This window comes from Nocardiopsis oceani (assembly GCF_054777395.1).
In genome coordinates this window covers 58,916-73,740 of the sequence record NZ_BAAHAR010000045.1, presented here as the reverse complement: position 1 = coordinate 73,740, position 14,825 = coordinate 58,916, and the positions used below count along the sequence as shown (strand labels likewise).

The 14,825-nt window shown below is 67.9% G+C and carries 12 protein-coding genes; 9 read left to right on the top strand and 3 right to left on the bottom strand.

Annotated features, from left to right (window positions below; translation table 11 throughout):
- The first annotated feature begins 964 nt into the window (after positions 1 to 964).
- From ACYVDG_RS25090 to ACYVDG_RS25080, 3 genes are all read left to right on the top strand, one after another.
- A complete protein-coding gene (locus ACYVDG_RS25090) occupies positions 965 to 2,419 on the top strand; it encodes an HNH endonuclease signature motif containing protein (protein WP_460758472.1) in 1,455 nt (484 codons plus the stop codon).
- Between the two features lie 618 nt (positions 2,420 to 3,037).
- Positions 3,038 to 3,397, top strand: coding sequence for a RidA family protein (locus ACYVDG_RS25085; protein WP_460758468.1), 360 nt, complete (start codon positions 3,038 to 3,040; stop codon positions 3,395 to 3,397).
- Positions 3,394 to 4,284, top strand: coding sequence for a tyrosine recombinase XerC (locus ACYVDG_RS25080; protein ID WP_460758466.1), 891 nt, complete (start codon positions 3,394 to 3,396; stop codon positions 4,282 to 4,284). Before ACYVDG_RS25085 ends, ACYVDG_RS25080 begins: the two co-directional genes overlap by 4 nt.
- 63 nt (positions 4,285 to 4,347) lie before the next feature.
- On the opposite strand, the gene ACYVDG_RS25075 is transcribed toward ACYVDG_RS25080, so the two are convergent.
- The 3 genes from ACYVDG_RS25075 to ACYVDG_RS25065 all read right to left on the bottom strand — a co-directional run bounded on the left by ACYVDG_RS25075 (position 4,348) and on the right by ACYVDG_RS25065 (position 8,669).
- On the bottom strand, positions 4,348 to 5,988 hold the full coding sequence (locus ACYVDG_RS25075) for an ABC transporter substrate-binding protein (RefSeq protein WP_460758463.1): 1,641 nt from the start codon (positions 5,986 to 5,988) through the stop codon (positions 4,348 to 4,350).
- Between the two features lie 12 nt (positions 5,989 to 6,000).
- Positions 6,001 to 7,980: an ATP-binding protein gene (locus tag ACYVDG_RS25070; RefSeq protein ID WP_460758460.1), complete on the bottom strand. Its 1,980-nt coding sequence runs from the start codon at positions 7,978 to 7,980 to the stop codon at positions 6,001 to 6,003.
- 119 nt (positions 7,981 to 8,099) lie between these two features.
- Positions 8,100 to 8,669 carry a peptidoglycan DD-metalloendopeptidase family protein gene (locus ACYVDG_RS25065; RefSeq protein ID WP_460758457.1) on the bottom strand — a complete coding sequence of 190 codons (570 nt, stop codon included), beginning with the start codon at positions 8,667 to 8,669 and terminating at the stop codon, positions 8,100 to 8,102.
- Positions 8,670 to 9,009: 340 nt separating this feature from the next.
- Between ACYVDG_RS25065 and rpsB the strand changes: the two genes are divergently transcribed.
- From rpsB to ACYVDG_RS25035, 6 genes are all read left to right on the top strand, one after another.
- Positions 9,010 to 9,999 carry a 30S ribosomal protein S2 gene (gene rpsB, locus ACYVDG_RS25060; RefSeq protein WP_460758454.1) on the top strand — a complete coding sequence of 330 codons (990 nt, stop codon included), beginning with the start codon at positions 9,010 to 9,012 and terminating at the stop codon, positions 9,997 to 9,999.
- 130 nt (positions 10,000 to 10,129) lie between these two features.
- Entirely contained in the window at positions 10,130 to 10,966 is an 837-nt protein-coding gene (tsf, locus tag ACYVDG_RS25055; RefSeq protein WP_460758452.1) for a translation elongation factor Ts, read from the top strand.
- A gap of 173 nt (positions 10,967 to 11,139) precedes the next feature.
- Entirely contained in the window at positions 11,140 to 11,883 is a 744-nt protein-coding gene (pyrH, locus tag ACYVDG_RS25050; protein ID WP_460758489.1) for a UMP kinase, read from the top strand.
- A 66-nt stretch (positions 11,884 to 11,949) separates the two neighbouring features.
- Entirely contained in the window at positions 11,950 to 12,507 is a 558-nt protein-coding gene (gene frr, locus ACYVDG_RS25045; protein WP_460758450.1) for a ribosome recycling factor, read from the top strand.
- A gap of 3 nt (positions 12,508 to 12,510) precedes the next feature.
- Positions 12,511 to 13,464 carry a phosphatidate cytidylyltransferase gene (locus ACYVDG_RS25040; RefSeq protein ID WP_460758448.1) on the top strand — a complete coding sequence of 318 codons (954 nt, stop codon included), beginning with the start codon at positions 12,511 to 12,513 and terminating at the stop codon, positions 13,462 to 13,464.
- 125 nt (positions 13,465 to 13,589) lie between these two features.
- Positions 13,590 to 14,771, top strand: a complete 1,182-nt coding sequence (locus ACYVDG_RS25035) for a pyridoxal phosphate-dependent aminotransferase (RefSeq protein WP_460758446.1) — start codon at positions 13,590 to 13,592, stop codon at positions 14,769 to 14,771.
- Positions 14,772 to 14,825: the final 54 nt, after the last annotated feature.

Below are 14,825 nucleotides of genomic sequence, written 5' to 3'. Positions count from 1 at the left end.
ACAGGCGTCTTCATTCCGCGTTGGGATACAACACGCCCGCGGAGATTTACGCGGCGCATCAGGAGATGCGACTGGCCGCGTGAGACAGGCGGTTCAAAGCCTGTCCGGAAACAGCAGGGCCCCTCACCATCAGGCACGCGGACCGGCTCTGCGGCCAGTACCGCAAGGAACACGGCGCCACGGTCTGACGGAACGCGCGGCCTGACGGAATGTCTGGCGTGATGCGCCTCCCGGTCTGACGGAATGCCTACCGTGATGCGCCTCCCGCTCAGTGGAACGACGGGCTATCGGTGGATATGATTTCTCTGCTGGCTAGGCTTTTTCTGTCGGTTGGCGGTTCCCTCCTTTCCCGCCGCCCGATTGTGGCCGTCTCCGCTACGCGCGTCAAGGTCGTCGCCATCGAGCGCTTCGCGCGTCAAAGGCGCTCCACCTTGACACGCTTCGCTACGACGGCGGGTTGGCGTCTGTCGGGAAAGGGGGACGGGTGGTTGAGGTCCGAGCGGAAATACTCGGGCTTCGCCCGATAACTGCGTCGGCCTGGCGGCCGATGCCTGCCCCTGCGCCGGAGCGTTGACGGGTCGGGTGTCGCGGCTGGTCAAGGCGTGCGGCGGACCCCGAACAGCACGGCCTGCGGTCGGTGGGCCACTCCGCCGGAGCCCACCGGTTGCGGGTGTCGCGGCCGGTCAATGCGGGAGGCGAACTGCCCGGCCTTCGGCCGGTCGGGCCTTTCCCAAATGATCTTGCTACCAGAAGCAATTTCGGCGCCGAGATTGACCCTAGTAGCAAGATCATTCCCACGAGGGTCCGTATTTGTCCACTTTGCACAGGAATGCGCACAGGGGGTGCGCGCTCCTTTCCTGGGGGCTTCTCTTTGGGGAAGGAAAGGCGGGCCAGGGTAGCCGGGTAAGGATTTTATCACCCCCAGGATAGTTCCTTTCTGCGCCCTTCTTGATATCCTTAGAGTATGGCTTCTTCTTTCGGGCAGTGCGGGAACACGGCGGGCAATACCCCCGCCGTGGCCGCCATGGGTGCTGCCCGGAAGAACATCGCTTCGGAAATGGCGGAGGTGCCTCCGGCGGGTGCGGCCGGCGAGGTCCTGGATGTGATCTCGCAGGTGTGCGAGGACATGGAACAGGCCCAGCTGGCGATGCTGCTGCGCCTGGCCCAGCTGGAGGCGGCCGGCACCCTGTTGGAGGCCGGTGGGCAGAGGTCGGTGCAGAACTGGCTGATCCACTCGGTGGGGATGGTCCCCGTTGAGGCCAACGGGCGCGCCGAGCTGGCGCGCCGCCTGTTCGCCCGGGAGTTGCCCGCCACCCGGGAAGGCTTGGACTCTGGGTTGTTGTCGATTGGGGAGGCGGTGGCGGTGTGCCGGGCCGCTGAGAGGGCGGTCAAGGCGCGCAACACCGGCCGCCACCCCGATGCCGGGGAGTTTCGGCGGATGATGGAGGCCGGGATCGTGGCCGCTAAGGCTAAGGAGCCGGCGATGTCGACCTCCCACATCGCCCGGCTGGGTCGGGAGCTGTTGGCCCAGTACAACCCGGCTGTGGTGGAAGAGCAGTACCAGGCTGCCTTCGATGGCCGGGGTGCGCGTTTGGTGCGTACCTTTGATGCGACCTTCATGGTCGAGCTGTGGGGTCCGAGTGAGCACGCCGAGGAGATCCAGCGTGAGCTCAAGGCCCACGAGGTGGACTATGACCCCGAGAGGCTGCACGTGTCGGCTTCGGAGCGGATGTATGACGCGTTCATGAACCTGGTCCGCTCCGCCCACAACCCCACCAACCCCGGCGAGGGCGCCGAAGGTGCCCAGGGCGGGGACGCTGAGGGTGCCCAGGGTGCTGGGGAGGGCAAGGGCGGCACGGGTCGCAAGCGTGCTGCGGTGGCGATGATCAACATCATGGTGCCCCTGCCCACCTTCCTCGGCCTCCAAGGTGAGGGTGAGGGTGCGGGTCCGGCGGTGACGCAGGATGGGCAGGTGGTCTCTATGGCCGCGATCCGTGCCCTGGCCCCCAACAGTGTGCTGCGCCGGATGATCACCTCCCCGAAGGGGGAGACGGTGTTGGACGTGGGCCGTACCCAGCGCAACGCCACGGGCGCTCTGCGGGATGCGGGGATGTTCGGTCATACCACCTGCGCTTGGTACCAGGGGTGCAACACCCCGGCCAGCGACTCCGAGGCTGACCACAAGAGGAGTTTCTCGGCCGGCGGGTCCACGAGCGCGGACAATATTCAGCCGCTGTGCTCGGACCATAACCGGCTCAAGTACCGCAGGGAGACCAATCCGGAGCAGTCCGTCTGGCAGGGCCGCCCCTCCCACCGCAACCGGAACAACAACAACGACAAGGGTGGGGGCAAGGATCAGGACGGGGACCCCGACCCAGAGCCAGCCCTCACACCCACCCCCACACCTGAGGAGCGGTAACCCCCGCCCAGGCCCTACCGGCCCACGCCCCCACACCCTGATGGCCTGGCGCCCTGGAGCCCTCCCGGGAGGGTTCGCCGCACACCATGACCGGCCGTGACACCCCCAGGCGTCAACGCTCCGGCGGCGTGGCAGGCATCGGCCCCCAGGCCGACCGGGGTCCGCAGCTCAGAATGACCGGCCGCGACACCCGACCCGTCAAAGCTCCGGCGGCGTGGCAGGCATCGGCCGCCAGGCCGACCGGGGTTGCCCGGCCGAAGGCCGGGACCGCTCGGACCTCAACCACCCGTCCCCCTTTCCCGATAGCCGCCAAACCGCCGTCGCAGCGGAGCGGGTCAAGGTGGAGCGCCAATGACGCGCGAAGCGCTCGATGGCGACGACCTTGAGGCGCGTAGCGGAGACGGCCACAATCGGGCGGCGGGAAAGGAGGGAACCCCAACCCAGAGCAGGCACCCCAGCCCAGGGAGGGAGCCCCAACCCAGAGCAGGCACCCCAGCCCAGAGAGGGAACCCCAACCAGCAAGAGGCCCTGCGTGTGTGATCTACGCACAGACCGGCGCCACCAAGGGGCCGGGATTCCGCGGGGGTACCGGCGACGGGGGCTGGGTACGGTTCGGCTATGGCCAAACCGTACAGTGACGCCCTCATGGCCGACGGTCCACTCCTGTTCGTCTCCGGACAGTCCCCGGAAGCCCCCGACGGCGGTGTCGCGGGCGACGCGGGGGGACAGACCCGGCAGATCTTCCGGAGCATGGAGGCCATCCTGGCCCGGCACGGGGCCGAACTCCGCCACGTGGTGAAACTGACCTACTACCTGCGCCATATCGCCGACCTGGACGAGTTCCGCTCGGCCCTCCTGGACTGCCTGCCGGAGGGGCACCGGCCGGCGGCGAGCCTGGTGGAGGTGAGCGGACTGGTCAACCCGCGCTTCCTGGTGGAGATCGACGCCATCGCCTGCCTGCCCCGGAGCAACGGTTGAGCACCGCCGAACCCCCGCTCCTGGAACGCTTCGCCGCGCACCTCACCGGAGAGCTGGGCAGGTCTCCGCACACTGTGCGCGGGTACCTCTCCGATCTCAGGTCCCTCCTCGACCATCTCGACGGACACGGCCGTTCCGAAGCTGACCTGGACGTTCCCCTGGTCCGCTCCTGGCTCTCACGCGCCCGCGAAGCCGGGGTGAGCCGCTCCACCATCGCCCGCCGGGTGGCGGCGGTCCGCGCCCTCACCCGCTACCTGCACCGCGAGGGGGTCCTGGACACCGACCCCGGGCCCCGGCTGGCCACCCCCAGTCAGCAGCGCGCCCTGCCCGCGGTCCTGAACGAGGAACAGGCCCGGGCCGCCCTGGAGGGGGCCGAACCCGAGACCCCGGTGGAGCTGCGCCGCCACGCAGTAGTGGAGCTGCTCTACGCCACCGGAATCCGGGTCGCCGAACTGTGCGCCCTGGACCTGGCCGACCTCGACCGTTCCCGGGACACCGTCCGGGTCCTGGGTAAGGGGGACAAGGAGCGCACCGTCCCGGTGGGTGCCCCGGCCCTGGAGGCCTTGGACGCCTGGATTACCGGGGGACGCCCCGAACTCACCTCCCGGTCCAGCGGGCTGGCGCTCTTCCTGGGGGCGCGTGGCGGCCGTCTGGGGGTGCGCCAGGCCCGGGAGGACGTGCACGCCCACCTGCGTGCGGCCGGTGTGGACGGTGCTCCGCACGGTCTGCGGCACAGCGCGGCCACCCACCTGTTGAACGGGGGAGCGGACCTGCGCAGCGTGCAGGAGTTCCTGGGCCATTCCAGCCCGCGCAGCACCCAGATCTACACGCACGTGTCCGTGGACCGCCTGCGCTCGGCCTACCAGCAGGCCCACCCCCGAGCCTGACCAGCCTTCGGGCCGGGTCTACTGAACAGTCTCAAGGCCCGGCCCGCAGCTTTCCGGCACCGCTCAGTCCGCCAGGTCCGGGTACAGCTCTTCGTAGGGGACGTTGGGGGTCTGGAACGGATCCGCGTCCGTCGTCTCCGCCGAGCAGTCGGAGCTGAGGATCGGGACGTACCGGCCGGTGACTCGGCCGTCCAGCTCCTCCAGGTATTCGAGTTCCCCGCTTCCGGTCGGACTTTCAGTGACTCGGAACAGGTGCTCCCGGACTTCCGAGGCCAGGGTGTCCTCGTCACCCGGGGAGTCGCCGAGCAGCGTCGCGCGGACCGCGATCGTGGCCGCGTCGTAGTAGATCAGGCTGTAGTCGTCGTGGAAGTCCTCGGACGGGGAGGTGCCCAGCGTTTCCTCCATGGCCGACGTGTAACCGCCGAATCCCACTGGGCTGTCCGCGTCCTCGTCAAACCAGGCGGGATCGAAGGCGCTGGCTTGGACGAGGCGGTAGTGCTCCGAGGCCGGGTCGTCGGTGGGGTCGCACTGCTTCGTGGAGTAGGTCTCCTCCAGACCCGGCAGCAGACCGAGCTCCATGGCGAACACCGTGAGCGGGGGGCGTTCCCCGTCTCCGCACCGGTAGTCGTGCGCTGCGGCCAGGAAGTCCTCAAGGTCGGAGTGCCTTCCGGCGAAGAACACCGCGTTGGTATCCGCGTCACGGCAGATCTCTGCGGCTAGGTGGCCGAAATCGAACTGCTCCCCCTCCTCGCCGGCGAACCCCCTGTAGCTCAGCTCACCCGGGGAGAGGTAGGGGTCGAGGTACCGGCTGAACTGTTCGGCCAGGTCTCTGGAGAAGGTGTCTCCCTCATTGCTGTCGGTGAGCAGCCGGCCCCTGACCGGTTCCTGCTCCGACTCGGCATTCCGGTCCAGGTGGTCGCGGAGCGCCGCCGCGAAGTCCTCGTTATTGGGAGCCGCTCGGATGAGTCCGGGCGAGTTCTCGTGGTTGATCGTGGTCGAGGTCGAGGAGCTCGCGATCATGGGAATGCCGATGTCGGACAACTCCCGCGCGGTTTCCTCGGTTTGGGTGGTGGTCGAGGACTGCCCGATGACCAGGGAGAGGGGGATATCGTCGTGGACCATCGATTCGAGGTTGTTGACGACCGCCCCGGTCCCTTGCTGCACGCTTCCCTCGTTGGCCAGGTAGAGCTGGAAGACCGCCCGTCCCCCTGATGCGCGCTCCACGCCGGATTCGGTCTCCGTGAAGCCGTTCAGTTGCATCAGCGCTGAGTAGGCTCCCCCGACGGCGCTGGTGATCTGATCATCGCTCAAGTCCGCGTTCTCGATCTTGGAGAACGAGCCCATGATCACTATTCGGAAGGCCTGGGCGTTGCCTTGGGAGGCGGCGATCTCCTCGACCTCGGTGTTCATGCTGTGAATCCGGTTGGTGATACCTCCGATCCCCGACTCGAAAGAATGGGACCCGTCGTTGACGCCGACGCATTCACCTCGGATCTGCTGCAGGCCCGTTCCGCAGACCAGCCGGGGCCAACCGACCACGACCCCGAGCGCCGTACTGACGAGAACCAAAGACGTCAAGACGGCCGTGACGGCCCGGGCCCGCCTGAACCGCCGCCGCTGTCTCGGTGAGCCGATCCTGCGGACGAGCTCGGACCGGGTGATCGGGAACGTGAGGTCGCTGATGGAGGAGCGGCTCTGTTCCATGTCTCCTCCTACTCAGAAGTCCGTTTTGGCGTCGCGCGGGTTCACCGGGCGCCCCAAGGCGATGTTCTCGTGAAAATCAGCCTCGGACTGGAACGGGCTGCTGTCTTCGCAATCGGTGCCCAGTTCGTGGAATGCGGAGCGCACGCGCAGGTGTACGTCTCTGGTGTACATACTCTCGAAGGGGTCTTCGATGACCCATCTTCCGGAGACGACACGGAGGATCTTCGATATCCGGCTGCCCAGGGAAAACCTGCCGGAACGGAGGGGGCCCCGGTTGCGGACCAGGAATTCGTACCGCTGAAGCGGGGTGAAGTCCTCCGCTTCGGGGTCGTCGATCGGCGGCTGCGGTACCGACGTGCTGTGACGGATGAGGTCGAGCACCTCGGACTCGCGGCCCGGCAGGTCGAGCAGCGCGTCGAGTGCCCGGCACACCGCCATGAGGTCGCCGGAGCCGAGCGTGTAGTAGTACCAGTTGGGTGTATGGCCGCTCGCCCCCCAGTCGGAGTGCCTCGCGAGCCGGTCGAACGCTTGGGTGCGGTCGCAGCGCAGCCATGTCGGTTCCTTCTGCCAGCGGCGCAGCAGTAACCGCATCAGTAGCGCCCGTGCGGAGCGCGCGGCCCCGGTGTTCTCGTTCCAGGCCAGCCAACGGCGGTCGTCGAGTCCGACCAGGTCATCGTGGAGGTCGTAGGCGTCGATGAGGTGGTCGACGTCCTGGAGGTCCTTGGCCAGCGAGCAGATCGTCAACGCTTCGAGTGTGCGGCTCTCGACGGCGAGCTCCGAGTGTTTGAGCAGGGCCCTGACGAGGGTGTCACAGAGGTGTTCCTCCAGTGTCGGCGCGTCCTCGGCGCCGCCGTGCCTCCGCCGGAGCAGGTACTGGAGTCCGTTGTGGGCGCTTAGTTCGTGGATCGCCTGGTCCTGCAGCAGGTTGTTGGTGGCTTCCACGTATCCCCCGGTGAGCCCGAAGATGAGCTCGGGGAAGTGGTCGTCTATGCGGTGCGGTTTACTTTCCGCCAGCTCGCGGACTTCGGTGAGGGTGAAGTCCGGGGCCGGGATCGACTTCGCCCTGGTTTGGAACGACGTCTCGGGGGTGCTGCTCACCAGGAGCAGCGGTGTCCGGCCGACCCTTTCGTGCGCGGTCGACGACTTGGCTGCCTGGAAGAGCGCGAGCAGCCCGCCGCCGCTGATGGCCGGCTGCTTCAAGGCCTCGACGTCGTCCAGGAAGACGATGCGGCGGTACTGGTCGGCGTCTCCGGCCTGATCACGCAGATCGGCGAGGAACGCGTGGACCAGCCACTCGTTGTGGCTGGTCTGAATCCTCCACTCGGTTTCGTGGTCCCACCCTGCCCGGTCCGTCCCGGCGTCGTCCGGATAGGGGTTGATGAGCGAGCCCCAGGCCCGGGTCGTGAACCACTGCTTCGCGGCGGCATCGGGCTTCCAGGTCGTCAGCGGGAGGGCGAGACGGACCGGACGCGCCGTGCCGACGTGGAACTTGAGGAAGACCAGTTTGACTTCGACGGCCATGCTGACGGAGGTGCGCGGTCCGCCGCGGCGCTCGAGCCGGGTCCTGCGGTCGGCACGTATCGCCCGTCTCCAGTGCCTGACGAGATCCGGCCATGCCCTGGAGTAGTCACTGTTCGGGGTGAGGTCGCTCTGTATCGCGGTGAGTACCAGGTCCAGCCGCGGAAAGCGGCAACGCGGCAGCCCCGGGATCTTGGTGCTCAACTGGTCCCGGAGCTCGCGGAAAAGGTCCGGAACGGTCTCCGGGCGGTATTCGTTGCAGTTGACGAAGGCGGTCGGGGTGACCAGGCGAAGTATCTCTTTGGCCTGGGTGAGCAGGGTGGTCTTGCCGCTCCCGGAAGGGCCGAAGACGGTGAGGTTCCCGAACTGGTCGGACTTGTCCCGGCAATGGTCGAGGATTTCATCCAGGGGACGGTCGCGAAGAATGGTCGCTCCGGAGACGTCGACCTGGGTGAACATGGGACGCAACTTCATCTGGGGGGATCTCCTGGATTCGGTTTCTATCGAGAGTACTCGACGGCGACATGATGCGCAGGGAGGTTTCGCGGGATCATGTGCTTTGGCTCCGAAGGCCTTTCGTTGAAGAAGAGTGATCACGTCACTCCGGTGTGTTCATCCATTCTGTATTGACGCTGGTCGGGGAACCTTTTATGCGGTGATTCCCGAAGTGGGAACAGTCGGACCTCGCCCTGGCCCAGCAGGGAGAGCGGGTCGAGGTAGGTGGTGCCGCGGATCAGGCCCCAGTGGAGGCAGGGGCGGTCGGTGCAGTGCCGGGGTTCGGTGGCGAGGGTGCCGATGGGGTCGTCGGTGACCGGGTCGCCCCGGGCAACGGAGGCCTCCACCGGCAGATAGGTGGTGTGCAGCTCCCCGTGCGCGACGCTCACCACCCCCACACCGGCCACCCGGCCCGCGAAGCGGACACGGCCCGGGCCGGCCGCGTACACCGGCTGTTCCGGCTCGGCCGCGAGGTCCACGCCCAGGTGTCCCGCGAGCCAGCGCTGCTCCGGCGGGTCGAAGCGGCGCAGCACCTGGACGGGCGGGTCCACCGGCCAGCGCCACGAGGTGCCGGGGGAAGGAGCGGAAAGCGTGATTCGGTGCGGAAAAAGAGGGAACAGCAGGAGCGAGAGCGACAGCAGGAGGTGCCAGATGCGGCGGTGTCTCATGTATTCAGAGTGCGCGGCCCCGGCGTGCTCCGCCAGACCGCCGGTGAACCTGTGGACAACCTCCGCGCGCTGCCCCCCGAGCCTCACCGGAGGGCCCTTCGACTGATCCCCGGCCGCTCGGCGATCCCCCTGGACACAAGGCCGTTCCGGGGTGTGTCCAAGGGAGGATAGAATCATCTGTGGCCCGGAAGGGCCGACCCACAATACGCACGCCCACGCGCCTCCTCCGGGAGGGGTCGCACCCACGGTCCACACCGCCTCGGCGGGTGGCGGTACGGCCGGGGCGTCAGGATCAACCGACGGCGGAGAAGTCATCCGCCACCGCAAGGAGGACCTAGTCATGGCCACAGTCGTGACGATTCGCCAGCTCCTGGAGAGCGGCGTTCACTTCGGGCACCAGACGCGTCGCTGGAACCCGAAGATGAAGCGCTTCATCTTCACCGAGCGCAACGGCATCTACATCATCGACCTCCAGAAGTCGCTGGCGTACATCGACCGCGCCTACGAGTTCGTCAAGCAGACGGTCGCCCACGGTGGCACCATCCTGTTCGTCGGCACGAAGAAGCAGGCGCAGGAGGCCATTGACGAGCAGGCCCGCCGCGTGGGCATGCCCTACGTCAACCAGCGCTGGCTGGGCGGCATGCTCACCAACTTCTCCACCGTGCACAAGCGGCTCCAGCGCCTCAAGGAGCTGGAGGAGATCGACTTCGACGACGTCGCCGGCTCCACGCTCACGAAGAAGGAGCTGCTGAACCTTCGCCGTGAGAAGGACAAGCTCGAGCGCACCCTCGGCGGTATCCGCGACATGGCCCGCGTGCCCAGCGCGGTCTGGATCGTGGACACCAAGAAGGAGCACATCGCGATCAGCGAGGCTCGCAAGCTGAACATCCCGGTCGTCGCGATCCTCGACACCAACTGCGACCCGGACGAGGTCGACTACCCGATCCCGGGCAACGACGACGCCATCCGCAGCGTCAGCCTGCTCACCCGCGTCGTCGCCGACGCCGTCGCCGACGGTCTCCTGGTCCGTTCCGGTGCCTCCGGCGCGACCGAGGAGAAGGCCGCCGAGGAGCCCTTGGCCGAGTGGGAGCGCGAGCTCCTCGAGGGCAAGAGCGAGACGGCGACCGCCGAGGCCGTCGAGACCGCCGCCGAGCAGGCCCCGGACGAGACCCCGACCGTTGCCCCGGCCGACGAGGTCGCCGCCGAGGCTCCGGCCGAGGTCACCTCCGAGGACTCCCCGGTGGACGCCCCCGAGCAGGCTCCGGCCGCCGCGGACGCCGCCGAGGCCGTCAAGGCTGACAACGCCGACGAGGCCAAGGCCAGCGAGTAGTCAGCGGCCTCGGACGCCGCCAGCTGTGTGCCGCCTCGCCCCTAGTGGGCGGGGCGGCCCGCGCGGTGCATACCCGGGCCGCTCCACTTCTTCCAGATCAGACTTCACTCAAGGGAATCCGAGAACAGTCATGGCGAACTTCACCGCCGCGGACGTCAAGAAGCTGCGCGACGCGACTGGCGCCGGCATGATGGACTGCAAGAAGGCCCTGAACGAGGCCGACGGCGACTACGACAAGGCCGTTGAGGCCCTGCGGATCAAGGGCGCCAAGTCCGTCGACAAGCGCGCGGACCGCACCGCCGCCCAGGGCATGGTCGTCCTCAAGAAGGAGGGCGAGGGCAAGGCCACCCTCGTCGAGCTCCGCTGCGAGACCGACTTCGTCGCCAAGAACGAGCAGTTCATCGAGCTGGCCAACCAGGTCGCCGACTTCGTCGCCGCGCAGGACAGCGACGACCTCGCCGTCGTCGCCGCCGCCGAGATCGAGTCGGGCAAGAGCCTCCAGGCCTTCATCGAGGGCAAGAGCGCCATCATCGGCGAGAAGCTCGAGCTCGGTCGGATCGCCAAGTTCGAGGGCGCCTACGTCGCCTCCTACCTGCACAAGTCCGACCCGGACCTGCCCCCGAGCATGGGCGTCCTGGTCGAGCTCGACCAGGTCAACGAAGAGGTCGGCAAGGACCTCGCCCAGCAGATCGCCGCCCTGGCGCCCAAGTACGTCAGCAAGGACGAGGTCCCCGAGGACGTGGTCGCCAACGAGCGCCGCATCGCCGAGGAGACCACCCGCGGCGAGGGCAAGCCCGAGCAGGCGATCCCCAAGATCGTGGAGGGCCGCCTCAACGGTTACTTCAAGGAAGTGACCCTCCTCGGGCAGCCGTTTGTGAAGGACAACAAGCAGACGGTCCAGAAGGTCGTCGACGCGGCCGGCGTGAACGTCAAGCGCTTCGTCCGCTTCAAGGTCGGCCAGGCCTAGGACTTTGACATGATGGAGGTGCCGGGGAGACTTCTCTCCCCGGCACCTTCGGTGGATATGGGCGGGTTCGGGCGGCAGCGTGTCCCCGACTGCCCACAGCAGGAGCACTCGGGGGACCCTGTGCCACTCGGGGACAACAAGGGAGGCCGCAGGCCGTGTCGGAGAACGAAGCCATGACCACCGGACCCGCCATGCACGATTCCGGTTGGAAACGTGTCATGCTCAAGCTCTCGGGGGAGGCGTTCGCGGGCGACGGCGGTCTCGGGATCGAGCCCGAGGTCATCCAGTACCTGGGCGAGTCGATCGCCGAAGCGGTCTCCGAGGGCATCGAGGTCGCCGTCGTCGTCGGCGGCGGCAACATGTTCCGCGGCGCGCAGCTCACCGAAGGCGGGATCGAGCGCGGCCGCGCCGACTACATGGGGATGCTCGGCACCGTCATCAACTGCCTCGCCCTCCAGGACTTCCTGGAGCGCCTTGGCGTGGACACGCGCGTGCAGACCGCGATCCACATGAGCCAGGTCGCCGAGGCCTACATTCCGCGCCGGGCCGTCCGACACCTGGAGAAGGGCCGCGTCGTCATCTTCGGTGCCGGTCTGGGCGCGCCTTTCTTCTCGACCGACACCACCGCCGCCCAGCGCGCGCTGGAGATCGGCGCGCAGGCGGTCCTCAAGGGCACCCAGGTCGACGGTGTCTACGACGCCGACCCGCAGCGCAACCCGGACGCGGTCAAGTTCGACAAGCTCAACTACAACGAGGTCCTCACCCGCGGCCTCAAGGTCATGGACGCCACGGCCGTCAGCCTCTGCATGGACAACGGGCTGCCCATCGTCGTCTTCGACCTCATGAGCCAGGGCAACATCCTGCGCGCCGTCCGCGGTGAGAAGATCGGCACCATCGTCGGTCCGAGCTCCGCCTAACCGGCGGAGGGCCAGGCCGAGCCACAAAGCCACGAACACCCAGCCGAGAATCCGGGAGCGCCCACAATGATCGAAGAAACCCTCCTTGAGGCCGACGAGAAGATGGAGAAGGCCGTGACCGTGGCGAAGGAGGACTTCGCGACGATCCGAACCGGCCGTCCCACCCCGGCTACCTTCAACAAGATCACCGTCGAGTACTACGGTTCGCGCACGCCGCTCAACCAGTTGGCCTCCTTCTCGGTGCCCGAGCCGCGGATGGTCGTCATCTCCCCCTTCGACGTCAGCGCGCGTACCGAGATCATCAACGCGATCCGCAACAGCGACCTGGGTGTGAACCCCTCCGACGACGGCCAGGTCATCCGCGTGGTCTTCCCGGACCTGTCCGAGGAGCGCCGCAAGGAGTACGTGAAGGTCGCCCGCACCAAGGCCGAGGACGCCAAGGTGTCGATCCGGAACGTGCGCCGTCGCGCCAAGGACAGCTTCGAGAAGGCCGTCAAGGCCGGTGACCTCGGTGAGGACGAGGCGCACCGCGCCCAGACCGAGCTCGACGAGATGTCCCAGAAGTACGTCGCCGCCATCGATGAGCTGTTGAAGCACAAGGAATCGGATCTTCTCGAGGTTTAGCCGGTGACCAATCCTTCCAACGGCTCCGGAGGCGATGACCACTCGCCGGAGCACAGACCCGACGACAGCCCTCCGTCCGGGGCGGACACCGCCGATCCGGACACGGCGGCCGGTCAGCGCTTCGTGCTGCACAAGCCCGGGGGTGAGCCGGTCAAGACCGGACGCAACCTCCCGGTAGCCATCGCCAGCGGGTGCGTTCTGGGCGCCCTCGTCTTCTTCTCGGTCTTCCCCTGGCCACAGCTGTTCACGATCATCACGTCCCTGGGTGTGCTGATCGGGCTCCGCGAGCTCAACCGCGCCTTCAGCGGCAAGGGCACGACCCTCGCCGTGGTCCCGTTGGCCGTGGGCGGCGTGGCGATGCAGGCCGGAGCCTATTTCGGGGGCGCGGAGTGGTTGTTGGGCATCACCGCCCTCACCGCGATCGTCTGCCTGGTCTGGCGGTTGCGCGGCGGGGCGGAGGGGTTCGTCGCCGACGCGTCGGCGAACCTGTTCACCCTCGTGTACCTGCCGTTCCTGCTGGCCACGTGGATGCTGCTTATCGCGCACCCCGAGGACGGCCAGTACCGGCTCGTCGTGTTCATCGTGGTGACGATCTCCAGCGACATCGGCGGTTACTTCGCCGGGATCCTGCTGGGCCGGCACAAGATGACGCCGGTGATCAGCCCGAACAAGACCTGGGAGGGCTTCGGCGGCTCCGTGGTGGCCTGTGCCGTCGCGGGCGCGCTGTGCGTGACCCTGCTGCTGGACGGCCCTTGGTGGGTCGGCGTGGTCCTGGGCCTGGCCGTCGTTCTGGCCGCGACGGTCGGCGACCTCATCGAGTCGCTCTTCAAGCGCGACCTGGGGGTCAAGGACATGGGCCGGTTCATGCCGGGCCACGGCGGGCTGATGGACCGCTTGGACTCGCTCCTTATCGCGGGCCCCGTGGTCTGGATCGTGCTGAGCCTCCTCCTCCCCTAAGGGGTTCGGCAGGCCCTCGGCCTCGTGGCACCCAGCGATCGGCTGGACGCCACGAGACCGGGGGCCTTCGCCGTGTCCGGGGGCGGGGGATGTCAACGACGGGCCCAGGTCGATACGCTCGTCGGGTGGATGAACCGCTGATCGAACGAATGCGCGAGTACGGCGAGACGATCTTCGCCGAGATGACGCGCCTGGCCGTCGAGACCGAGTCCGTCAACCTGGGGCAGGGTTTCCCCGACACCGACGGGCCCCGTTCCCTCCTCGAGGGCGCGACCCGGCACATCATGGAGGGGGTGAACCAGTACCCGCCCGGACCGGGACGCCCCGAGCTGCGCCAAGCGGTGAGCCGGTACCGTGCCCGCCACTACGGGCTGGACTTCGACCCGGAGACCGAGGTGTACGTGACCGTCGGCGCGACCGCCGGGATCGCCGCGTCACTTCTGGCCTTCGTGGAGCGCGGGGACGAGGTGGTCGTCTTCGAGCCGATGTACGACTCCTACGCTGCCATGATCTCCCTGGCCGGCGGTGTGCGCCGTTCAGTGGCGCTGCGCAGCGATCCGTCGAGCGGCCGCTTCACCTTCGACCCGGCCGAACTGCGCGCCGCCGTCACGCCGCGCACCAGGCTGATCATGGTGAACACCCCGCACAACCCCACCGGTGCGGTGTTCACCGCCGCCGAACTGGAGGAGATCGCCCAGGTGTGCCGCGAGCACGACCTGATCGCGGTCACCGACGAGGTGTACGAGTTCCTCACCTTCGACGGCCGCCCGCACGTGCCGTTGGCGACGCTGCCGGGCATGCGGGACCGGACGCTGTCGATCTCCTCGGTGGGCAAGACCTTCGCCGTGACCGCGTGGAAGACCGGTTGGGTCACCGGCCCCGAACCACTGGTCAAGGCCGTGCGTACGGTCAACCAGTTCCTCACCTTCTCCGCGAACGGCGCCCTCCAGCTGGCGATCGCTGACGCGCTCGACCACGAGGAGGAGTGGGTCCGGGAACAGTGCCGCTCACTCCAGGGCAAGCGCGACCGGCTCGCGGAGGGCCTGACAGCCGCCGGGTTCGACGTGAACCTGTGCGAGGGGACCTACTTCCTGATGGCCGACATCCGGCCGCTGGGGTACCTGGACTGCGAGGACGTCGCCCGCGCCCTGCCCGCGGAAGCGGGGGTGGCCGCGGTGCCCGCCAAGGTGTTCTACGACCACGAGGAGGAGGGGCGGCACCTGCTGCGCTTCGCCTTCTGCAAGCAGGACGAGGTCCTCGACGAGGCGGTCCAGCGCCTGACCGACTGGCACAAGCGCCAGGGCTGAGCCCGTGGAGGACCGAACCTCGGGGAAACCGCGCGCGAGGCCGGTCCAAGGGAC